This is a genomic window from Nocardia sp. NPDC003345 (assembly GCF_053589395.1).
This window is the reverse complement of record NZ_JBSFRU010000091.1, coordinates 1-19,545: the sequence shown is the minus strand read 5'-3', so window position 1 is coordinate 19,545 and position 19,545 is coordinate 1. Positions and strand designations below refer to the sequence as shown.

The following is a 19,545-nucleotide window of genomic DNA, read 5'->3' as shown; positions in this document are numbered from 1 at the left end:
TCTTCTTGTTGACGGCGGCGGCATTGGTGTAGCGGGTGTGTGAGGTGCGGGCGGCGTCGCTGATATCGGCGAGGCCGGTGGCGAATTCGCGGGCGCCGGTCGACCACAGGCGATGGGCGTCGCGATAGGCGTCGGCGGCGACGGTTTCCCAGGCTCCGTCGAGGCCGGCGACCTTGTCATCGATGAGGTCGAGTTGTTCGGTCAGGTAGCCGGCGAGGTTCGACAGGCGGGTGATCAGTTGGTCGAGCCGCTCGAGGTCGACGGTGAATTCCGGATTCACAGGTTCAGGCTCGGGAACTGCTGGGCGATTCCGTCGTCGGTGGCTTCGTAGGTGCCGGCTTGGACTCCCAGTTCGGCGGCCATTCCGTCGAGCGCCTGCAGGATCTTGATGCCGCCATCGCGGAGTTCGATCCACCCGCCGCTGAATTCGTCGGAGGCGTCACCCCGCCATCCGTCGGCGAGCAGGGCATCGACTTCGGTGCTCGCCGAATCCAGACCGGATCGCAGATTCCGGGCGATATCGGCGACGAACTGTCCTACTGCCCGAACCTCTTCCGGCACAACCGTGACATCACCATCGGGATTCGGATTCCCCCCTGAATCAACCATGCTGCGAGATTATCAGGACCACCGGCAGAGAACACCGTCCGGCCAACCCCTGACCACCCATGGGCTGGACCGAGTCACCTGGTCAGGTGGTGAGCCCCATCCCTGCCGCGAGGTCGGTGAGGACCGCGTCGAACAGCACGTCCGGGTCACTGATCGGCATGGGGTAGTTCCCGAACACCTCCAACGTCACGTGACCGTACAACCGCACCCACACCGTCATCATCAGATACGCCACCCCGAGATCGAACTTCTCGGCGGGAAACTTCTGATCCGACCCCGCCAGCAACCCGAGCAGTTCCCCCTGGAACGCCAGCAGATCCGTACGGAGTGCTTCCGGAATCGATTCGACCGCGGGAGTCGCCAGGTCGTAGGCGCCGAGCAGTTTCCCGGCGGCCTCCAGGAAGACCAGGCCGAACGATTCGTCGAACCGCCGCACCGTGCCCTCGCCGTCGGCGGTGGGCGAGGCGAACACCAGCGTGAACTCGTTGCGGTGGTCCAGGGCCCAGCGCCGGAAGGCGCGGCAGATGGCGAAGAGCCGGACCACGCCGTCATCGGGCAGTTCCGCGACCTGGGCGGCGAGGTCGTCGGCCAGCCGTTTACAGATATCGCGGCGCAGCGCCGCGAGCAGTTCTTCGCGGGACGAGTAGTAGCGATAGAGGGCGGGTGCGGTGATGCCCAGCGCACGCGCGATGGCGCGGAGGGTCAATGCCTCCGCGCCTTCGGCGACCAGGAGTTCCGCGGCCACGCGCCGGATGTCCGCGTCGCTGACCGCGGGCATCCGGCCCCGCCGGGCGGGAGGTGTCATTCGTAGGCGACCTGCCAGTTCTTGATTCCGTTGAGCCAACCCGACCGTAGCCGAACGGGTTCGGAGACCTGACGCAGGTTGGGCATGACGTCGGCGATGGCGTTGAAGATCAGATCCAGTTGCAGGCGGGCGAGGTTGGCGCCGACGCAGTAGTGGGTGCCGGTGCCGCCGAAACCGACGTGCGGGTTCGGGTTGCGGGTGCAGTCGAACTCGAACGGGTTGGTGAAGTGCTCTTCGTCGAAGTTGGCGGAGGCATAGAAGAGGCCGACGCGCTGGCCCTTCTTGATTTCCTGGCCGCCGATCTCGGTGTCCTGCAGGGTGGTTCGCTGGAAGGCGATGACCGGGGTGGCCCAGCGGACGATCTCGTCGGGGGCGGTGCGGGGGCGTTCGGCCCGGTACAGCTCCCACTGTTCGGGGTTGTCGACGAAGGCCTTCATGCCGTGGGTGGTGGCGTTGCGGGTGGTTTCGTTACCGGCCACGGCGAGCAGGATGACGAACCAGGCGAATTCTTCCGAGCTCAGGGCCTCGCCGTCGATATCGGCGCTGAGGAGCTGGGTGATGATGTCGTCGGCGGGGCAGCCGCGGCGTTCCTCGGCGAGATTCCAGGCATAGCCCATGACCTGGGCGTTGGCCATCTTGTAGCTGTCGGCGTACTGGGGGTCGTCGTAGCCCATCATCTGGTTGGACCATTCGAAGAGTTTGCCGCGATCGGACTGCGGCACGCCGAGGAGTTCGGCGATGGCCTGCAGCGGCAGTTCGCACGCGACCTGTTCGACGAAATCGCCGCCGCCGGTCTTCTTGGCGTCGTGCACGATCCGTTCGGCGCGCTCGCGCAGGGCGTCGCGCAGGCTCTGGATGGCGCGGGGGGTGAACCCGCGGGAGATGATGCGGCGGAGTTTGTCGTGCTCGGGCGGATCGGTGTTGACCAGCATGGCGCGCTGGATATCGATCTCGTCGCGGGTGATCTCACCGTTGAAGCGGATGACCGCGGTGTTCTCGTGGGTGGAGTACACCTCGGAGTTCTTGGAGATCTCCTTGATGTGGTCGAGTTTGCTGACCACCCAGTAGCCGCCGTCGTCGAACCCACTGACACCGTTGGGCTGGTCGACCCACCACACCGGGGCGGCGCGGCGCAGTTCGGCCCATTCCTCGATCGGCAGCCGGCCGGCCAGCAGATCGGGGTCGGTGAAGTCGAAATCGTGGGACAGGGACGGTGCGGTCACGATGCCTCCTCTGGATGACGCAGTATCGAGAGTGAACCACACCACACCCTCATTTGTGAACAGGTTTTAGTAAATAGCGTTCACAAATCTTCGGCGAGTCCGCGCGGCACCCCTACGGCGGAGTGAGAAGCACACGGCTCGCCAGGTGGATGCGGCCTCGGGCCCCGGCCTCCGACACTCGTCGATATGTCTCGACCCCGCCGCCGGATCTTCGCGATCGTAGCCACCGCCCTGGTGGCGGGTGCGCTACCCGCCTGCGCCCCCGCCACCGCGACCACCCCGGACTGGCGCCCGTGCCCGGAGCGACCCGGACTCGAATGCGCGACGATTCCGGTGCCGGTCGATTGGTCCGATCCCGGTGGGGCCCGGATCGAGATCGCGGTGATCCTGGACCGGGTGGACGACCCGCGGCGCAGGGTGGGCACGCTGGTCTCGCTACCGGGTGGGCCCGGCAGCTCGGGAATCGACGAGATCATGCGCGGCGGGAAGTTCTCACCGGGGCTGCACGACCGTTTCGATATCGTGAGCCTCGACCCGCGGGGCGTGCGGCGCAGCCACCCGATGCGGTGCGACTCGGGTCTGGTGCAGGACCGGCCCGGCCTGGTCCCGGACGCCGGTGGGCGGTTCGACGAGGTCCGGGCCTACGCGCGCGATCTCGCGGACAGTTGCCGGGAGTACACCGGGGCGCTGGTCGACCATCTCGACGCGGTGAGCGTGGCCCGCGATATCGAGGCGATGCGTGGCGCGCTCGGCGCCGACCGCCTCAGCCTCTACGGCCGCTCCTACGGCACGATGCCCGCCCAGGCCTACGCCGAGTTGTTCCCGGACCGGCTGCGCGCGGTGGTCCTCGACAGCGTCGACGACCACAGCCTGACCGGGCCGGAGTTCGTGACCAGTTCCGCGCGGGCGGGTGAGGACGCGATCACCGAGTTCATCGGCTGGTGCGCGCGCAATCCCGGATGCGCGCTGCACGGGCAGGATATCGGCGCGATGTACACGGACCTGTTCGCGGCGGCCACCGCGGGCCGGCTGCGGGATCCGCGGGCGCCGCAGCAGCCGGTCGCGCCGCTGGAGCTGAGCCAGCGAGTAACCGCCCGGCTCTACGGACCGGAGTGGCCCGCGCTCGCCGCCGACCTGCGGGCCTTCTCGGAACAGCCGCTCGGAGCACCCGTTGCGGCCACCCGGCCGGCGCGGTCCGGCACACCGGTCGAGTTCCCGGCCATCGCGGTGTGCTCGGACTGGGATTTCCGGGTCGGCGAGCAGGCGGACTGGCTGCGGCAGTGGCAGGAGCAGAACGCGCAGGCCCCTACCCTGCGGGCACATTTCGCCTGGGCGGCGGGCAGTATCTGCGCGGGTGGGTGGCCCGCACCGGCGAACCCGCCACACGTGCCCCGTGACACCGGCGCCCCGCCGATCCTGATCCTCAATTCCCGGCACGACCCGGCCACCCCGCACGAATGGGCGACCGGGGTGGCCGCCCGAACACCGCGGGCGACCCTGCTCACCTACGCGGGTCACGGCCACGGCATCTACGGCCGCACCCCGTGCACCACCGCCGCCGGGGACCGGTACCTCATCGATCTCGAGATGCCGGCCGCGCGCCTGTGCCCGGCGGCGTAGACGACAACACGGACACCCGTCGGATAACTTTCGGCAAACATGCCGACAGGCCCGTAGAACACGCGTGACGACGCCGCCATCAGCGGTACCGGATGCCGGTCCACAGGTCTATTCTGATACCCGCATGAGCACGAGACCCCCGACAGCCCCGGAGGACGAAGCACATGACCACCACCGAAATGCCGCATGTCAGCGAATGCACAGTGAACAGTTGTTCCTACAACCACGACGGCTGCCACGCCTTCGCGATCAACGTGTCCGGGCAGAACGGCAGCGCGGATTGCGCGACGTTCATCCCGCTGTCCACCAAGGGCGGCCTGGACACGGCGACCACCAGCATGGTCGGCGCCTGCCAGCGCGCCGACTGCACGCACAATCAGAACCTCGAATGCACCGCTGGTGAGATCCGGGTGGGCCCGGGCAGCGCCGACCACTCGGCCCGCTGCCTCACCTACACCACCGGCTGACCATCCCGGACCCGGCCACCGGGCCGGTGCGGGGCGCGCGGATCATCGGTGATTTCGCGCGCTCCGCCCGGACCGGTGGCCATTCCCGCCGTCGGGACTCAGATCCACAGCGGGTCGCCGTAGACCACACCCTGCTCGTCCACCGCGTCCGATTTCATCTGGATCCGGGCGTATTGCCGTACCACTGCCGGCCCGATACAACCGTTGATCACCAGATGCACATCGTGATACACGATCCGGCCCGGCACACCCGGGACGATCGTCTTCTCGACCAGCGGGGCTTCCACGACCTGTCCGGGCAGCACCGACACATCCAGTCCGAGGGATTCCTGGGTGGTTCCGGTTCCGAGATTGGCGCCGGTGAATTCGGCCCAGCAGCCGACGTGATAGCCGACCTCGAGTTCACCGCCGGCGCCCGAATCCACCGAACTGTAGGCGACACCGGACAGAAACACCTCACGCACAGCTCCGGACAGATTCAACGGCGGCACTTTGTTGACGAGTTCGTCACGGCTGCCGACCACGAAAACCGGCCCGCCGGCGGATTGGAATGTTTTCTCGTGCGGCGCGAGGGACACCACCTCGGCATGTCCCGCCGGGGCCGCGGCCAGCGACGCCGCCGCCGCGCAGACAACACCCACCGCACACGAGAAAAGCCTGCTCGAGGTGATTTTCATGCGCGGAACAGTAACAGAGCGAATATGCCGGACAGAGGGATATTCCAGCGTGTCGCCGGGGGTCTACCGTCCTGCGAGATCGGCGGAAAGGTCCGCCACCTCCATTCCTTCCGGAATAGCGACTTCTTCCACCGGTTCGGCGCGATCATCGAATTCCAGTCGCAGCGCCCGGCATATTGTCGCGTGCATATCGTAAAGCGTGGTGATGTACGTGAGTTCCATGATTTCGCGGTCGCTCAGATGTGCGCGCAGCACATCGAAGATCGCGTCGGGAACCCGGCCGCCGTCGTAGACCAGGCCGTCGGTGTAGGCCAGGATCGCGCGCTCCAACTCGGAGAAGCAGTCGCTGATCTGCCACTGCGGAATCGCCGCTATCTTCTCCTCGGGGGCGCCCAGCGAACGCATCTGCTTGCAGTGCTGGGAGAAGACGAACTGGCTGCCGCGCGCGTATCCCGCCCGGCACTGGCCGAGTTCACGCAGCAGCGGGTCAAGGGTGGCGTTGCGGTAGACGCCGAAACCCCGGACAGCGTGGCGGAAGACCTCGGGCGATTGCGCGAAGACGGTCCACCAGTCCCCCGGAGTCGCGTGGATGGTGCCGTGATCGACGGCGGGGTCCTTGTCGGGACCGAAGAGCCGGTCGTAGTAGAACAGGATCTTCTCGTCGGTGACCTCGGCGCGGGGTACTTCACGCAAACGCGGCATGGTGGTTCCTCTCGGGTACGGGCGGGTGCGGGCGGATCAGAGTCCGGCCGGCACCCGGCGGTCGGCGGCGGTCTTGGGTTCGTGGGAGACATCCGCGTCGGTGAAGGTCCGGGTCCAGCAGGCGAATTCGAGCAGTACGCCGTCGGGATCCTGGAAGTAGAACGACCGCACGAACGTCCCGTCGTGGACATCGCGGGAGACGCCGGCGCGGCTGTCGTCGTGGTTGAGGACGCGGCTGACCTTGATTCCCTCCGCGCGGACCCGCTCGTAGTACTCGTCGAATTTCTCCGGCGGTACCGCGAAGGCCACATGGTTCATCGAACCCACGGCGCTGAGGAGTTCGCCTTCGTCCGGCAGGCCGTTGGGCGCGGCCAGGCCCGGGCTGGCCGCGGGCGCGTCGGCGAGCCAGAAGAAGGCGATGGTGTTGCCGTTACCGCAGTCGAAGAAGAAGTGCTGGCCCAGATCACCGGGAAGCTCGATAGTCTTGATGAGCGGCATACCGAGCACACCGGTGTAGAAATCGATGGTCCGGCGCATATCGGAGCACACCAGCGCCAGATGGTTGATTCCGCGTAGTTCGTATTTCGGGTTGGAGGCGTTCATTCGCGATCCCTTCGCCGGGGTGACGACGCGATATCGCCACCGGTCCGCGCTGCGCCGGGAGGGTTCCGAGACCCGGTCCGGCGAGCGGAAAATGACTTGACAGTCATGTCATGTTCCTGAATAGTTTGAGCCGTGGCGAAGTCATCTGTCAATAGTCCGCCCGCGGCGGTCGAAACCCTGACACCCCGGGGCCGCAAAACGCGTGACGCCTTGCTGGACGCCGCGCAGCGGGTCTTCGAAACGGTCGGCTTCCTCGATACCCGGGTGGAGCAGATCGCCCAGGAGGCAGGGGTCTCCTACGGCACCTTCTACCGCTATTTCGAATCCAAGGACGATGTGTTCGGCGAGCTGAGCACTCGTTTGTTCGAGGATATGCACCGCCGTGAACCGGCCGCGGCCGGTCTCTCCCCCGCCGCGCGGCTGGTCGCCGCGAATCGCTCCTATTACGAGGCCTACCGGCGCAACGCGCGGTTGATGGCGATCGTCGAACAGGTCGCCACCTTCAACGAAGAGTTCCGGCGGCTGCGCCACGAGCATCGGCGCCAGCTGATCGACCGCACCGCCCGGGCGATCGCCCGCTGGCAGAGCGACGGTCTGGTGCCCGCCGCACTCGATCCGGAGCTGGCGGCGCGTGCCATGTCGGCGATGGTGGAGCACACGCTGTATCTGTGGCTGATCCAGGGCGAGGACGCCGACGAGGCGGCACTGCTGGACACGCTCGACCGGATGTCGGTGGGCGCGCTGGGGCTGGACCCCGCCGAGATCGACACTCCGAAGGACCCGTCATGACCGGAGCACTCGACGGTTATCGCGTACTGGAGCTCGGCACGCTGATCGCCGGACCCTACTGCGGCCGCCTGCTCGGCGATATGGGCGCCGATGTCGTGAAGATCGAGGCCCCGGATCGTCCCGACCCGCTGCGCGATTGGGGCCAGGCCGAGGGTGGGCACCAGTACTTCTGGACCGTCCATGCCCGCAACAAACGCTGTATCGCGCTCGACCTGCGCACCGATGCCGGTCGCGAGATCTTCCTCGAGCTGGCCCGTGACGCCGATGTGGTGGTGGAGAGTTTCCGGCCGGGCACCCTGGAGCGCTGGGGTATCGGCTACGACGTACTCGCCGAACTCAATCCCCGGGTCGTGCTGGCTCGCGTCTCCGGTTACGGCCAGACCGGCCCGTACGCCGCGCGGCCCGGCTACGCGTCGGTCGCCGAGGGGATCAGCGGACTGCGCTACCTCAACGGATTCCCGGGGCAGGCGCCGCCGCGGATCGCGCTCTCCCTCGGCGACAGCCTCGCCGGGCTGTTCGCCTTCCAGGGGGTGCTCGCGGCGCTGCTGGCGCGCGAGCGCACCGGCCGGGGCCAGATCGTTGACGCCGCGCTCACCGAGGCCGCGCTGGCGATCCAGGAATCGACGATTCCCGACTATCACAAGACCGGGCATATCCGGCAACCGTCGGGCACCCGGCTGGACCGGGTCGCGCCGTCGAATCTGTACCGCGCGAAGGACGGGCTGTGGGTGATCATCGCGGCCAACCAGGACACGGTGTTCGGCCGGCTGGTGGCCGCGATGGGCCGGCCCGAACTCGCCGGCGATCCCCGCTACGCCAACCATTCCGCCCGCGGGGAACGCCAGGACGAACTCGACGAGATGATCGGCGCCTGGGCCTCGGATTTCACCGCCACCGAACTGATCGAACTGCTCAGCCGCCACGATGTGGTCGCCGGGCCGGTGAACACGGTCGCGGAGGTCATGGCCGATCCACAGTTCGTGGCCCGCGATATCTTCGTCGACCACATCGACCCGGCCGCCGGTCCCGAAGACCCGGGATTCGATCCGGTTCCGGCCAAGGGCGTCGGGGTGGTGCCGCGGCTCAGCGAAACCGCCGGCGGGGTCCGGTGGGGCGGGGCCGGCCGGCCCGGCACCCATACCGACGAGGTGCTGGGCGGGTTGCTCGGCTACGACGCCGACCGGCTGGCCCTGCTGCGCGAACAGGGCACCATCGCATGATCCCGGACTGCGACACCCGCGAGAAGGGCACCGCCGCATGAGCACCGCCGTCGATATCCGCGAGGTCGGGCCACGTGACGGCCTGCAGATCGAGCAGGTGCTGCCCACCGCGGCGAAACTCGAATTCCTCGAAGCCCTGGTGGCGACCGGGGTGCGCCGGATCGAGGCCACCTCCTTCGTCTCGCCCCGGGCGATACCGGCACTCGCCGACGCCGAACGTGTGGCGGCCGAACTGCACCGCTGGCCGGAGGTCGAGTTCTCCGCACTGGTCGCCGGGATCGGCGGGGTGCGGCGCGCGCTCGCGGCCGGCCTCACCCGGCTCGAGTACGTGGTGTCGGCCTCCGACGGGCACAGTCACGCCAATGTCGGGCGCAGTAGCGCCGAATCGGTCGCGCTCATCGCTCCCATCGCCGAGCTGGTGCACGCGGCGGGCGGGCATCTCGAGGTGATCGTGGCCATCGCCTTCGACTGCCCGTTCGACGGCCCCACCCCACCCGGGCGTGTCGCCGAGATCGCGCGGGCGGCGGTGGCTTCCGGTGCCGACAGCCTGAGCGTGGCGGATACGGTCGGTACCGCCTCCCCCGTGCGCACGGCCGAAGTCCTGACCCGCGTCCGCGACGCCGCGCCGGACACCGCCCTCGGTATCCATCTGCACAACACCCGCGGCCAGGGCCTGGCCAATGCCTGGACCGCGTATCAGCACGGTGTGCGGCAATTCGACGCCGCCGCGGGCGGTCTCGGCGGCTGCCCCTTCGCCCCGGGCGCGAGCGGCAATATCGCCACCGAGGAACTGGTCTACCTGTTCGAGGACGGCGGTATCGCCACCGGGATCGACCTCGACCGGGTCCTGGATGCCGCCCATCTGATCTTCGGCCTGCTCGGTAAACCCGCCACCGGCAACCTGCTCGCCGCGGGCGGCCGGCTGGTTCCGGCCGGCCGGATGGACTGACACCCCGATACCCCAACCCCACCGTCGTGGAAAGAGCCCCCTGTGAACGAATTGGCCGACCGCTTCTTCGCGGCCGTCGGCGCCGGCGATACGGCGACGCTGACCGAACTGTACGCGCCGGACGCGTTGATCTGGCACAACGACAAGAACGCCGAGGAAACCGTCACCGAGAACCTGCGCGTACTGCGCTGGCTGTCGCGGACCGTGGAGAATCTGCGCTACGAGGAGATCCGGCGCCATCGGCTGGCCGACGGGTTCGCCCAACAGCACGTACTGCGCGGGAATCTGCCCGGGCACGGCCCGCTGGAGGTGCCGGCCTGCCTGTTCGTCCGGGTCGCCGACGGCCGGATCGCCCGGATCGACGAATACGTCGACTCCGCCGCGACCCGCCCGCTGCGTGCGGTCTCGGAGCGACGGCGATGAACACCGCGAACCCGGCCGGTGACGGGATCGGCGAACTGGTCGCGCGGATGCGCGCGTTCATCGACGACGAGGTCGTCCCCGCCGAACCGGTTCTCGCGACCCACGGGCCCGACGCCGCGGCGGCGCTGGCCCGGCTGCGCGGGCGCGCGAAGGAACTCGGCCTGTGGGCGCTGGGCCATCCGGCCGAACTGGGCGGCGGCGGAGTGCCGTTCCTGGATTTCGTCTACCTCAACGAGGTCATCGGACGGTCCGAATTCGGGCAGCTGGCCGTCGGATCGGTCTCCATGCAGGACACGCTCATGCTGCACGCGCACGGCACCGAGGAACAGCGGCGGCGGTGGATCCCGCCGATGGTCGCCGGTGACATCCTGCCGTCGGTCGGGCTGACCGAACCCGAGGTGGCGGGATCGGATCCCACGCTCATCGCCACCCGCGCGGAGCTGTCGGGTGGCAGCTGGATCATCAACGGGCACAAATGGTTCACCACCGGCGCCGAACAGGCCGCCTACTGCACGGTGTTCGCCCGCACCGAACCCGACGGCACACCCCGGCATGCCGCGTTTGTACTTGGTGGTGACGAGCCGGTGCCGGGGATCGGTCGGGGTGGCCAGCGGCGCGCCCAGATACACGTCACCGAGGCCGAGGACCAGGTACTCGGCCGCGAACACCGTATCGAAAACCGCCTCGACGCTGTCCAAACCGTTCATCCGGCGGATGAATTCGATATTCCACGGACACCACGGCGCGTCGGCCCGCACCCCGTGCATGTACCGGGTGATCGCCTCCCGCGTGGCGGGATCGTCCCAGGACAACGGCATATCCACAGTGCGGCTGGGCACCACCAGATCGTCGGCGGCCGGGAGTTCGCGTTCCGCTTCGACGAGCAGGTCCAGGGCGGCTCCGGTGCGCAGCACGGCCGGGTCCAGGCGGATCTGCAGGGAGCGCACCCCGGGGGTGAGCTCGGTGATCCCGCGTTCACGACCGGCGAGCAGCCGTTCGTGCAGAGCGTGTACCCGGGCCCGCAGTTCGAGATCCAGGGTCATCTCGCCGTATTCGACGAGGATGCCGTCGTCACCGGCGCGGCGGTAGGTGACCGCGGTGCCGTCGGCCGTCTCACCACGCCGCAGTACGCCGTCGTCACCGTCCCCGCCGGTGGAGAACACCACCGGCCAGTCCGCCCGCCGGGCGGCGCCGAGTTCGCCCGGTGAGGCGCTGCGATCTGCCCGGACGGCGACGAAACGTACGGTGTCGCCGGGGCACAGCTGGCCGAGTTTCCAGAGATCGGCGGCGGTCACGGTCACCGGGCAGACGAAGCCGCCGAGGCTGGGCCCGTCGGGGCCGAGCAGGATCGGGGTGTCACCGGTGAAATCCAGCGCGCCGACGGTGTAGGCGGTGTCGTGGATATTCGACGGATGCAATCCGGCCTCGCCGCCGTCGTCGCGGGCCCAGCGGGGTTTTGGCCCGATGAGCCGGACCCCGGTGCGGTCGGAGTTGAAATGCACCTCGTAGTCGGTGGCCAGCAGGGTGCCGATATCGGCGCGGGTGAAGAATTCCGGCGCCCCGTGTGGCCCCTCGGTGACGGCCAGCTGCCAGTGGCGGGTGAGCACCGGCTGCTCGCCACCGGGAACCGGGCCCGTGGGCGGTCCGCTCGGCGGGCCCATCGGCAGGACGTCGTCCGCGGCGAGCGCGCGGCCGTGAACGCCACCGAATCCGCCGAGGGTGAAGGTGGCCGCGCTGCCGAGGTACGCGGGCAGCCGCAGACCGCCGGACACCAGCACGTAGCACCGCATACCGGGCCCGCGCACGGTCCCGATATCCAGGATCTCCCCGGCGGGCACCAGGATCGGTCGCCACATCGGTGCCGGGTGCCCGGCCACCGTGACCTCGACCGGCGCTCCGGTGACGCACACCCAGGTGGGTTCGGCGAACCGCAACGCCGGACCCGCCATCGTGCACTCGAGCCCGGACGCCCCCTCGGGGTTGCCCAGCGCCCGGTTGCCGAGCCGGAAGGACAAATCGTCCATGGGTCCCGACGGCGGCACCCCGATATGCCAGTAGCCGGTGCGGCCCGGCCAGTCCTGCACGGTGGTGAGCAGGCCGGGCCGGGTGACCGTCGCCCGCGGCCCGCCCGGTGCCGCGGGGGCGCGCTCGGGCGCCGCCGCCGGGGCGGTCACCGGGTTACCACCATGCGCACCGGGGTGGGGTCGAACCCGTTGCAGGGGTTGTTGATCTGCGGGCAGTTCGACACCAGCACCAGGGTGTCGATCTCCGCGCGCAGCGAGACCGTCTTACCGGGCGCGGACAACCCGTCCACGATGCCGAGCGTGCCGTCGGCCTCCACCGGCACATTCATGAACCAGTTGATATTGGACACCAGGTCCCGTTTGCCCATACCCCATTTCGCCGCCTCGAAGAGGAAGTTCTCCACACAGGCGTGCTGATGCCGGGTGTGGTGCCCGTAGCGCAGGGTGTTCGACTCCTGGGAACAGGCGCCGGCGATGGTGTCGTGGTTACCGACCTCGTCGGCGACCACGGTCATCAGCGCGGTGCCCGCGTCGGTGCGCAGCACACTGCCGGTGGTGAGGAAGATATTGCGCTGCGCGGTGACGGTGGCCTGCGCGCTGTAGCGGTCGGTGTGGTCGGCCGCGGAATACAGCAGGCAGTCGACGGCCTGGTTACCGTGCAGGTCGATGATGTCGAGCCGTTCCCCGGCCCGGACGATCGCCGACCACGGCGCGCGGGCCGGGACGGTTTCGTCGAGGACGACGGTCGCTGTGGTGGCGGCGTTGCTCATATCCACTCCTGTCGAGTCCGGGCGGCCGACCAGGCCTGTTCGGTGTTGTCCACGGCGCGCAGGTATTCCGGGTCGCCGTTGAGCGCGGTCACGTCGATGTGATCGCCCGGCCAGGCGACCAGGTCGAGATCGGTGACCGGCGCGTCGTCGAGGGGATGGGCGGTATTGACCACCAGCACCGTGATCGGCAGCTGGATCAGCAGTTCGAGATAGCCGCCCGCCCCGGCGGATCCGGTTGCCGTGAGAGCGCCGTCGCCGCCGACCCGCACACCGCGGAACAGCGAGAGGGTCGCGCCGATATCGCGGGTGGTGAGGTCGTGCTTCATGGCCGCCCGCGCCAGCAGTTCCCGGCCCCGCGGTCCGGCGCCGCACAGTGCGTCGTGGTGGCCCGAGGTATCGGCGGCCACGGTTGCCAGCACCCGGCCCTGATCGGAGAGCAACGGATGCCCGTTGCCCAGGTAGGACTGCCACGGCACCTTGACCGTATCGGCGATATTGAGCCGTTCCCACGGCGCTTCGGCGCGCAACAGGAACAGATGGGCACAGGCCGCGCCGTGCGGGTCCGCGATCCGCAGCCGGGTACCGCGACCCAGCACGGTGCCGATGTAGCCCTCGGCCGGCAGGCGCACCGTCCAGGTGGTGTCGGCGGCGTCGAGGCCTTCGGGCAGATCGGGTTCGGCGATGGCCGTGGCCTGGGCGCGTGCGTGTTCGCGGGCGCCGGCCGTGGAGGCGGTGGTGGATGTCATCGTCTTTCCTCGCTCGTCGGTGGGCAGGGGGCTTGCCGTGGCGGGCTTTCTCGGACCGTCGGCGCGGACCGGTCAGCCGTGCTGCGGGATGGGTTCCGGCGTCGGAGCCGGCGCGGTTTCCGTCGCGTCGGAATCGGTGGTGGTCTTCGGGGTGGCGGGTTCCGCCTCGGCGGGCCGCGGCCGCCGCACCGCCAGGACCACCAGGAAGGCGACCAGCGACGCGAGGAATCCCAAGAAGGTGGGCCAACCATCGAAACCCGGGCCGATCAGCGAATTGTCGATGTAGAGCACGGTGTTCGGGACGCCGTACATGGTCGGTGTGAGGGCGAACAGCACCAGTCGCACGCCGAGGCCGACCACCATCGCCGCCACCGCCGCCGCGGTGGTGACCCGCCGGGTGAGGTGGGCGGCCACGAACGGCACGATCAGACCGGCCAGCATCAGGTCGAAGGCGAGGGTGAGCAGGATGCCGGTCTGCGGGACCTCGACCGCGAAGAAGATCGCGACCGCCGCGACCGGGATCATGGTGAGCCGCACATCGCGCAGCAGGGTGTCGCGTCCGGCGGCGTCGGTGCGTTCGGTCCGCCCGGCGATATTGCGGGTGGCCACGGCGGCGGTCCCGAGAATCGCGCCGTTGGCGGTGGAACAGGACGCGGCGACGATGGCCGAGAGCACCAGGATCGCAAGTCCGGCCGGTGCGTGTTCGTCGAGCAGGGCCAGCAGCCGCGGCCCGCCTTCGGCATCGACGATATCCGTGGTCGCCAGCGCGACGAGGGCGTAGGGGATACCGACGATCGCGGTTCCGGCGGCGCCGGCGAAGCACGCGCGCCGGGCGATCTCGGGGGAGCGGGCCGAGAAGATGCGCTGCATGAAATCGATGGCGACGATATCGCCGATGCCCAGGGCGATCAGTGTGGCCCAGTTGATGGCCGAGCCCTCGGAGGTGTTGGTCAGCTGGCCGAGGTCGAAGGGGCCCATTCCGTCGGGGATATGGATTCCATAGGTGGACCCCACCCAGATCAGCAGGGCGAGCGAGCCGATGATCGTGATGACCATCTGAGCCAGGGCGGTATAGGCGTCGCTGAACATGCCGCCGGTCACGGTGTAGGTCAGCACGATCGCCACGATGAGCAGGACGCCGGCGGTGTAGGGGACGCCCAGGAAGCGCTCGAAGAGATAGCCGCCCGCGACCAGGTTGCCCGCCAGCAGGATGCAGAAGCTGAAGATCATCAGGACGGAAGCGGCCAGTTCGACACCGCGCCCGTATTTGATCCGGTAGAAGTCCGGCAGTGTCAGCAGGCCCATCCGGTTCATCGGTTTGGCGAAGAAGATCCCGGTGAGCAGCAGGCACAGGCCCAGGCCGAGGGGGAGCGAGGCGCCGGCCCAGAAGCCCAGGGAACCGGATAGATCCGTATTGCCCAGGGTGGCATTGGAATCGACCGCCTGGCCCATGAGTCCCGCCGCGACCAGCGGTAGGCCCAGGGATCTGCCGGCGACGAGAAAGTTGACGCTGTCTCCGTCCACTTTGCGTGAAACCAGCAGTCCGATGCCGATTACCGCGAACACGCTGATCGCGATTCCGAGAATGATCATGGGCGGGGGCCCTTCAATCCGACACGAATATCTATCAACCGAAAGTTTTCCTGGGTGGCGAGACGTCGTGGTGACGGCGATGTATCCGTATCGGGATCGCGCGTAACGTCTGCGTTGCCGATATTTCTGTCAAGTGACAGAAATATCTCCGCGGGTGCCGCCGCACTGTCGGGGACAATGGGCGGTATGACCCAACTCGGTCCGGGCCGGCCGCGCCTCGAGCCGCGGCGCCGTCAGGGGCACACGCCGCGCGCCGAAATCCTCGATGCCGCCGCCGAACTCTTCACCACCAAGGGCTACGGCAACACCTCCACCCGGGCGATCGCCGAGGCGGTCGGTATCCGTCAGGCGTCGCTGTACCACCACTTCGCGGCCAAGGACGATATTCTCGACGCCCTCCTCGGGGAGACCATCGCGGCGGCGGTGGAGCTCGCCGGGCTGCTGCGCGACCGCCCGGAACCGGCCGCGGTGCGGTTGTACGCGCTGGCCCGTTTCGATCTGGAGCAACTCTGCGCCGCCCGGTGGAATATCGGGGCGCTGTACTTTCTGCCGGAGTTGCGTGGTGATCGGTTCGCGCGCTTCCGATTGCGCCGGGACCATCTGCGCGAAGGCTACGAATCGCTGGCGGCGCGGACGGTGTCCGAGGCGGGGTCCGCCGGTGTTCCGGGTGCCGAGGTGCTGCCGTTCCGGCTGGTGGAGACGGTGATCAATATTCGTTCCGATCAGGGCGAGGTGACCTCGGACGCGCGGCGGATGATCGCCGATGCCGGGTTGCGCGCGCTCGGGTGGCCCGGTGACCTCGGTGCCCTTGCCGCCGAGGCCGAGGCCCTCATCGGCGCTGTCCGCGAATGACGGATATCCCGGCAGGTGGGTACCTCCGGGGGGCCGCGAAACTAGAACGTGTTGTAATTCACGGGCGGGTTCGCGTGAGAGGAGTCAGACGTGTTCGCGTTCTTCACCAGGGAGGGTGAGCGGTATCTGCCCACCCCGATAGCCATGTCGAGCTGGAGTCCGACCCAGGTCAGCGGGCCGGCCGTCTGTGGTCTGCTGGCCCGTGAGCTCGATACCCGCGCGCCGGGCCCGGAATTCGTCCCGGCCCGGTTCACCGTGGATCTGTTCCGTCCCGTCGGTGACGAACCCGCCACACTGCGCAGCACCGTGGTGCGCGAGGGCAAGCGCATCTGCGTGGCCGACGCCGAATTGATGCAGCGCGGTGAGGTGCACTCCCGGGCGACCGTCGTGTACCTGCGTACCGGTGAAACGCCCGAGGGCCGGCTGTGGCAGCCCACGCGCCACCTGCCGGTTCCCGATACCCCGGATACATCCGAGGCGGGTGCGCATCCGCTGTTCAAGAGCGGGGACGGGGCCTGGACCAAGGATTTCGCCGCCACCCAGAACGGTGAGCGCAAGGCCATGTGGCAGAACATGCTGCCGGTGGTCGCGGGTGAGCCGGTCACGCCGTTCCAGCGGGCCGGGATGGCTGCCGACGCGGCGAGTCTCATGTCGAACTGGGGGACCGCGGGGGTCGGCTATATCAACTCCGACGTCACACTGACGCTGGCCCGGCTACCCGAGGGGTACGGCATCGGGATGATCGCGCAGGATCAGATATCGGCCGCGGGTATCTCGGTGGGCACGGTCACGCTGTACGACCGGTCCGGGCCGCTCGGTTCGGCGGTGGTGACGGCGCTGTCCAACGCGCGGCGCCAGGTCGATATGGGACGTTACTGACCACTGGTCGGCGCCGGGGCGGGGCGCGGCCACGGCCGCGCCTCCCGGACCTCGAGATCGGTGTTGAAGCGCTGGAGATAGGCCGCGAAGGTCTGCACATCCTCGGCGCTCCAGTCACGCAGTACCCGGTCCAGCGCGCTGACGTAGTAGTCGCGGTCGGCCCGGACGCGCCGCTCGCCCTCCGCGGTGATCCGGAATTTACGCGCCACGCCGCCCCCGGGATCGGGTATGCGTTCGACCAGTTCCGCTTTCATCATGGCCGCGGTCTGGCGGTGCACGGTCGAGGCGTCCAGGCCGAAGGCGTCGCTGAGTTCGCCGATGGACATCGGGCCCTCGATACCGAGACGCCGCAGCACCAGATAGGCGCTGCGTTCGAGATGATCGGGCCGGCGCAGGTGGGCGTTGAGACTGTGCCGGCCCAGCAGCATGGTTTCGAATTCGATGCGTTCGGTGTGCTTGTCCATGGCGGCTGTCCTGCTCGTTTCCGTATGCCCGAACAGCTCTCGGGCCGTCCCGCGAGTCGTTATACCATGCGCCCGGAACTGTGTTGCATCCTACATATTATATGTATGGTGCAAACCGTAGGCGGCGCGCCGAGGGTGCGGTTCCGCGTTCGGCGCGGCGGCCACCGGCGGGCGCGGTACGGTTTTTCCCGGAACATCCCGTTCGGTGGCGTTGTCGCGATACGCCGAGAAGTCGATATCGGCTGGTCCTCGCAGGTCGCGATGCCCCATCGGGCACAGTGCGATCTGAAAGGACTCGTCCATGGCGATCGGCACCGGCGGTGGAGCCGCTGTACGCGATAGCGACCCTCCACGCGGATCAGGAGGTAGATGGGCCGACCGCGGTCTCGACCGGCTGGTCTTCGGTATCACCTCGGTCGGGGCGGTAGCGTTCGTCCTGTGGGGGATCATCGACCAGGAGAGCCTGGCCCGGGTGGCCTCCAACGCCCAGTCGTGGGTGATCACCAATACCGGCTGGATGTTCGTCCTGGTCGCGACCTCGTTCGTCGTGTACGTGGTGTGGCTGGCGTTGAGCCGGTACGGCAAGATCCCGCTCGGCGCCGACGACGAGACGCCGGAGTTCCGGACGGTCTCCTGGATCGCCATGATGTTCAGCGCCGGTATGGGTATCGGCCTGATGTTCTGGGGTGTCGCCGAACCCCTCACCCATTTCACCTCCCCGCCCCCGGGTACCGCCGAGGCCGGCAGTCCGGAAGCGGCCGAGGTGGCCATGGAGACCACGCTGTTCCACTGGACCCTGCATCCGTGGGCCATCTACGCGGTCGCCGGTCTCGCCATCGCCTACAGCACGTTCCGGCGCGGACGGTCGCAGCTGTTCTCCTCGGTGTTCCGGCCGCTGCTCGGTCGCAACGCGCAGGGCCTGGGTGGCAAGGCGATCGACATCATGGCGATCTTCGCGACCCTGTTCGGTTCGGCGGCCTCACTCGGGCTCGGGGCACTGCAGATCGGCGCCGGATTCGAGTTCAACGGCTGGGTGGACGCCGTGGGCAAAGTCGGCCTGGTTCTGGTGATCACCGGGCTCACCATCGCGTTCGTACTGTCCGCGGTGTCCGGTATCGCCCGCGGTATCCAATGGCTGTCCAATATCAACATGGTGCTCGCGGTGACCCTGGCGATCTTCGTCTTCGTCGCCGGACCCACCCTGTTCATGCTGAATTTCCTGCCTACCGCGCTCGGTGACTACATCGCCGATCTGCCGACCATGGCCTCGCGCACCGGTATCGCGGGCGGCGAGGAGATGGAGAAATGGCTGTCGCAGTGGACGATCTTCTACTGGGCGTGGTGGATCTCGTGGACCCCCTTCGTGGGTATGTTCATCGCGCGGATCAGCCGGGGCCGCACCATCCGCCAGTTCGTGGCCGGTGTACTGCTGGTGCCCAGCCTGGTGAGCCTGGTGTGGTTCGTGATCTTCGGTGGTGCGGCCATCCGGCAGCAGACCGACACCCACGACCTCACCGAGGCCGACGGCAGCGTGAACCCCGACTTCGCCCTGTTCCACCTGCTCGACGAATATCCGCTCACCTCGATCATGACCGTGCTCGTGATGATCCTGGTGGGTATCTTCTTCGTCTCCGGCGCGGACGCGGCATCGATCGTGATGGGCACGCTCTCCGAGCGCGGCAGTATCGAACCGTCCCGGCTGACGGTCATCTTCTGGGGTACGGCCACCGGCGCCGTCGCGGCGATCATGCTGGTGATAGCGGATTCCGATGATCTGGGAGGTGCGCTCACCGGGCTGCAGGCGCTCACCACGGTGGTCTCCCTGCCGTTCATGGTCGTCATGGTGATGATGTGCGTATCGCTGTACCGCGATGTCCGCAGCGATCCGATCATCGTGCGTGCCAACCTCGGCGTGGAGCTGGTGGAAGGCGCGGTGCTGCAGGGAGTGGAGCGGCACGAGGGCGAATTCGAACTCGTCACCTCACCGATCGAGACGGTCGCGGTGGATACCGAGAAGCTGAAACGCGACTGACCCCGCTGCCGCCGATCCGGCCCCTCCGCATCCGTGCGGATGGGCCGGTGTCAGTAGCGGCGCCCGCGGAAGTCCAGGCAGGCACGGCCGGGTGCGGC

The 19,545-nt window shown here is 68.2% G+C and carries 20 protein-coding genes and 2 pseudogenes; 10 read left to right on the top strand and 12 right to left on the bottom strand.

Features of this window, described 5'->3' with window-relative positions; all coding sequences use genetic code 11:
• From ACWDU1_RS13130 to ACWDU1_RS13115, 4 genes are all read right to left on the bottom strand, one after another.
• On the bottom strand, window positions 1-280 hold a 280-nt coding region (locus tag ACWDU1_RS13130), incomplete at its 3' end, for a WXG100 family type VII secretion target (protein WP_449998277.1).
• Complete coding sequence (locus tag ACWDU1_RS13125) at window positions 277-609, bottom strand: WXG100 family type VII secretion target (RefSeq protein WP_449998275.1); 333 nt, start codon at window positions 607-609, stop codon at window positions 277-279. The genes ACWDU1_RS13130 and ACWDU1_RS13125, both read right to left, overlap by 4 nt.
• 82 nt (window positions 610-691) lie before the next feature.
• The gene (locus ACWDU1_RS13120) at window positions 692-1,414 is read right to left on the bottom strand and encodes a TetR/AcrR family transcriptional regulator (RefSeq protein ID WP_449998273.1); all 723 of its coding nucleotides are present in this window, start codon (window positions 1,412-1,414) and stop codon (window positions 692-694) included.
• On the bottom strand, window positions 1,411-2,637 hold the full coding sequence (locus ACWDU1_RS13115; protein ID WP_449998272.1) for a cytochrome P450: 1,227 nt from the start codon (window positions 2,635-2,637) through the stop codon (window positions 1,411-1,413). Before ACWDU1_RS13115 ends, ACWDU1_RS13120 begins: the two co-directional genes overlap by 4 nt.
• Before the next feature lie 186 nt (window positions 2,638-2,823).
• Between ACWDU1_RS13115 and ACWDU1_RS13110 the strand changes: the two genes are divergently transcribed.
• Both ACWDU1_RS13110 and ACWDU1_RS13105 read left to right on the top strand, forming a co-directional pair.
• A complete protein-coding gene (locus tag ACWDU1_RS13110) occupies window positions 2,824-4,257 on the top strand; it encodes an alpha/beta hydrolase (protein ID WP_449998270.1) in 1,434 nt (477 codons plus the stop codon).
• Window positions 4,258-4,421: 164 nt separating this feature from the next.
• Entirely contained in the window at window positions 4,422-4,724 is a 303-nt protein-coding gene (locus ACWDU1_RS13105) for a DUF1540 domain-containing protein (protein ID WP_449998268.1), read from the top strand.
• 98 nt (window positions 4,725-4,822) lie between these two features.
• Here ACWDU1_RS13105 and ACWDU1_RS13100 read toward each other — a convergent pair whose 3' ends face one another.
• The 3 genes from ACWDU1_RS13100 to ACWDU1_RS13090 form a co-directional block, all read right to left on the bottom strand.
• The gene (locus tag ACWDU1_RS13100) at window positions 4,823-5,401 is read right to left on the bottom strand and encodes an MspA family porin (RefSeq protein WP_449998267.1); all 579 of its coding nucleotides are present in this window, start codon (window positions 5,399-5,401) and stop codon (window positions 4,823-4,825) included.
• Between the two features lie 63 nt (window positions 5,402-5,464).
• The gene (locus ACWDU1_RS13095) at window positions 5,465-6,103 is read right to left on the bottom strand and encodes a carboxymuconolactone decarboxylase family protein (RefSeq protein ID WP_449998265.1); all 639 of its coding nucleotides are present in this window, start codon (window positions 6,101-6,103) and stop codon (window positions 5,465-5,467) included.
• Window positions 6,104-6,139: 36 nt separating this feature from the next.
• Window positions 6,140-6,706: a VOC family protein gene (locus tag ACWDU1_RS13090; RefSeq protein ID WP_449998264.1), complete on the bottom strand. Its 567-nt coding sequence runs from the start codon at window positions 6,704-6,706 to the stop codon at window positions 6,140-6,142.
• A 132-nt stretch (window positions 6,707-6,838) separates the two neighbouring features.
• Here ACWDU1_RS13090 and ACWDU1_RS13085 point away from each other — a divergent pair, with 132 nt between their 5' ends.
• The 5 genes and pseudogenes from ACWDU1_RS13085 to ACWDU1_RS13065 form a co-directional block, all read left to right on the top strand.
• The gene (locus ACWDU1_RS13085) at window positions 6,839-7,495 is read left to right on the top strand and encodes a TetR/AcrR family transcriptional regulator (protein WP_449998262.1); all 657 of its coding nucleotides are present in this window, start codon (window positions 6,839-6,841) and stop codon (window positions 7,493-7,495) included.
• Window positions 7,492-8,715, top strand: a complete 1,224-nt coding sequence (locus tag ACWDU1_RS13080; protein ID WP_449998260.1) for a CaiB/BaiF CoA transferase family protein — start codon at window positions 7,492-7,494, stop codon at window positions 8,713-8,715. The genes ACWDU1_RS13085 and ACWDU1_RS13080 overlap by 4 nt, the downstream gene beginning before the upstream one ends.
• A 37-nt stretch (window positions 8,716-8,752) precedes the next feature.
• Window positions 8,753-9,664 (top strand): hydroxymethylglutaryl-CoA lyase, encoded by a 912-nt coding sequence (locus tag ACWDU1_RS13075; RefSeq protein WP_449998258.1) that lies wholly within the window; start codon window positions 8,753-8,755, stop codon window positions 9,662-9,664.
• A 42-nt stretch (window positions 9,665-9,706) separates the two neighbouring features.
• Window positions 9,707-10,087, top strand: a complete 381-nt coding sequence (locus ACWDU1_RS13070; protein WP_449998257.1) for a nuclear transport factor 2 family protein — start codon at window positions 9,707-9,709, stop codon at window positions 10,085-10,087.
• Window positions 10,084-10,611: pseudogene (locus ACWDU1_RS13065) on the top strand (acyl-CoA dehydrogenase family protein); the annotation flags it as partial. The gene ACWDU1_RS13070 and the pseudogene ACWDU1_RS13065, both read left to right, overlap by 4 nt.
• Here ACWDU1_RS13065 and ACWDU1_RS13060 read toward each other — a convergent pair.
• From ACWDU1_RS13060 to ACWDU1_RS13045, 4 genes and pseudogenes are all read right to left on the bottom strand, one after another.
• A pseudogene (locus ACWDU1_RS13060) lies at window positions 10,558-12,261 on the bottom strand (5-oxoprolinase/urea amidolyase family protein); the annotation flags it as partial. The pseudogenes ACWDU1_RS13065 and ACWDU1_RS13060 overlap by 54 nt on opposite strands.
• Window positions 12,258-12,881 (bottom strand): urea amidolyase associated protein UAAP2, encoded by a 624-nt coding sequence (locus tag ACWDU1_RS13055; protein WP_449998256.1) that lies wholly within the window; start codon window positions 12,879-12,881, stop codon window positions 12,258-12,260. The gene ACWDU1_RS13055 and the pseudogene ACWDU1_RS13060, both read right to left, overlap by 4 nt.
• Window positions 12,878-13,627, bottom strand: a complete 750-nt coding sequence (locus tag ACWDU1_RS13050; protein ID WP_449998255.1) for a DUF1989 domain-containing protein — start codon at window positions 13,625-13,627, stop codon at window positions 12,878-12,880. Before ACWDU1_RS13050 ends, ACWDU1_RS13055 begins: the two co-directional genes overlap by 4 nt.
• A gap of 72 nt (window positions 13,628-13,699) precedes the next feature.
• On the bottom strand, window positions 13,700-15,220 hold the full coding sequence (locus ACWDU1_RS13045; RefSeq protein ID WP_449998253.1) for a sodium:solute symporter family protein: 1,521 nt from the start codon (window positions 15,218-15,220) through the stop codon (window positions 13,700-13,702).
• Window positions 15,221-15,406: 186 nt separating this feature from the next.
• Here ACWDU1_RS13045 and ACWDU1_RS13040 point away from each other — a divergent pair, with 186 nt between their 5' ends.
• Both ACWDU1_RS13040 and ACWDU1_RS13035 read left to right on the top strand, forming a co-directional pair.
• Complete coding sequence (locus ACWDU1_RS13040) at window positions 15,407-16,072, top strand: TetR/AcrR family transcriptional regulator (RefSeq protein ID WP_449998251.1); 666 nt, start codon at window positions 15,407-15,409, stop codon at window positions 16,070-16,072.
• 90 nt (window positions 16,073-16,162) lie between these two features.
• Window positions 16,163-16,951, top strand: coding sequence for an acyl-CoA thioesterase domain-containing protein (locus ACWDU1_RS13035; RefSeq protein WP_449998249.1), 789 nt, complete (start codon window positions 16,163-16,165; stop codon window positions 16,949-16,951).
• On the opposite strand, the gene ACWDU1_RS13030 is transcribed toward ACWDU1_RS13035, so the two are convergent.
• Window positions 16,945-17,415 carry a MarR family winged helix-turn-helix transcriptional regulator gene (locus ACWDU1_RS13030; protein WP_449998248.1) on the bottom strand — a complete coding sequence of 157 codons (471 nt, stop codon included), beginning with the start codon at window positions 17,413-17,415 and terminating at the stop codon, window positions 16,945-16,947. The two genes, ACWDU1_RS13035 and ACWDU1_RS13030, sit on opposite strands and share 7 nt — an antisense overlap.
• A gap of 301 nt (window positions 17,416-17,716) precedes the next feature.
• On the opposite strand from ACWDU1_RS13030, the gene ACWDU1_RS13025 reads away from it, so the two are divergent.
• Window positions 17,717-19,447, top strand: a complete 1,731-nt coding sequence (locus ACWDU1_RS13025) for a BCCT family transporter (protein WP_449998246.1) — start codon at window positions 17,717-17,719, stop codon at window positions 19,445-19,447.
• Window positions 19,448-19,545 lie beyond the last annotated feature (98 nt).

Bases quoted from the DNA above. Each gene is read 5' to 3' on its own strand.
- ACWDU1_RS13105 (WP_449998268.1), top strand. From the start codon at position 4,422: ATGACCACCACCGAAATGCCGCATGTCAGCGAATGCACAGTGAACAGT.
- ACWDU1_RS13025 (WP_449998246.1), top strand. From the start codon at position 17,717: ATGGCGATCGGCACCGGCGGTGGAGCCGCTGTACGCGATAGCGACCCT.
- ACWDU1_RS13120 (WP_449998273.1), bottom strand. From the start codon at position 1,414: ATGACACCTCCCGCCCGGCGGGGCCGGATGCCCGCGGTCAGCGACGCG.
- ACWDU1_RS13110 (WP_449998270.1), top strand. From the start codon at position 2,824: ATGTCTCGACCCCGCCGCCGGATCTTCGCGATCGTAGCCACCGCCCTG.
- ACWDU1_RS13095 (WP_449998265.1), bottom strand. From the start codon at position 6,103: ATGCCGCGTTTGCGTGAAGTACCCCGCGCCGAGGTCACCGACGAGAAG.
- ACWDU1_RS13045 (WP_449998253.1), bottom strand. From the start codon at position 15,220: ATGATCATTCTCGGAATCGCGATCAGCGTGTTCGCGGTAATCGGCATC.
- ACWDU1_RS13030 (WP_449998248.1), bottom strand. From the start codon at position 17,415: ATGGACAAGCACACCGAACGCATCGAATTCGAAACCATGCTGCTGGGC.
- ACWDU1_RS13050 (WP_449998255.1), bottom strand. From the start codon at position 13,627: ATGACATCCACCACCGCCTCCACGGCCGGCGCCCGCGAACACGCACGC.
- ACWDU1_RS13080 (WP_449998260.1), top strand. From the start codon at position 7,492: ATGACCGGAGCACTCGACGGTTATCGCGTACTGGAGCTCGGCACGCTG.
- ACWDU1_RS13040 (WP_449998251.1), top strand. From the start codon at position 15,407: ATGACCCAACTCGGTCCGGGCCGGCCGCGCCTCGAGCCGCGGCGCCGT.
- ACWDU1_RS13055 (WP_449998256.1), bottom strand. From the start codon at position 12,881: ATGAGCAACGCCGCCACCACAGCGACCGTCGTCCTCGACGAAACCGTC.
- ACWDU1_RS13100 (WP_449998267.1), bottom strand. From the start codon at position 5,401: ATGAAAATCACCTCGAGCAGGCTTTTCTCGTGTGCGGTGGGTGTTGTC.
- ACWDU1_RS13125 (WP_449998275.1), bottom strand. From the start codon at position 609: ATGGTTGATTCAGGGGGGAATCCGAATCCCGATGGTGATGTCACGGTT.
- ACWDU1_RS13075 (WP_449998258.1), top strand. From the start codon at position 8,753: ATGAGCACCGCCGTCGATATCCGCGAGGTCGGGCCACGTGACGGCCTG.
- ACWDU1_RS13090 (WP_449998264.1), bottom strand. From the start codon at position 6,706: ATGAACGCCTCCAACCCGAAATACGAACTACGCGGAATCAACCATCTG.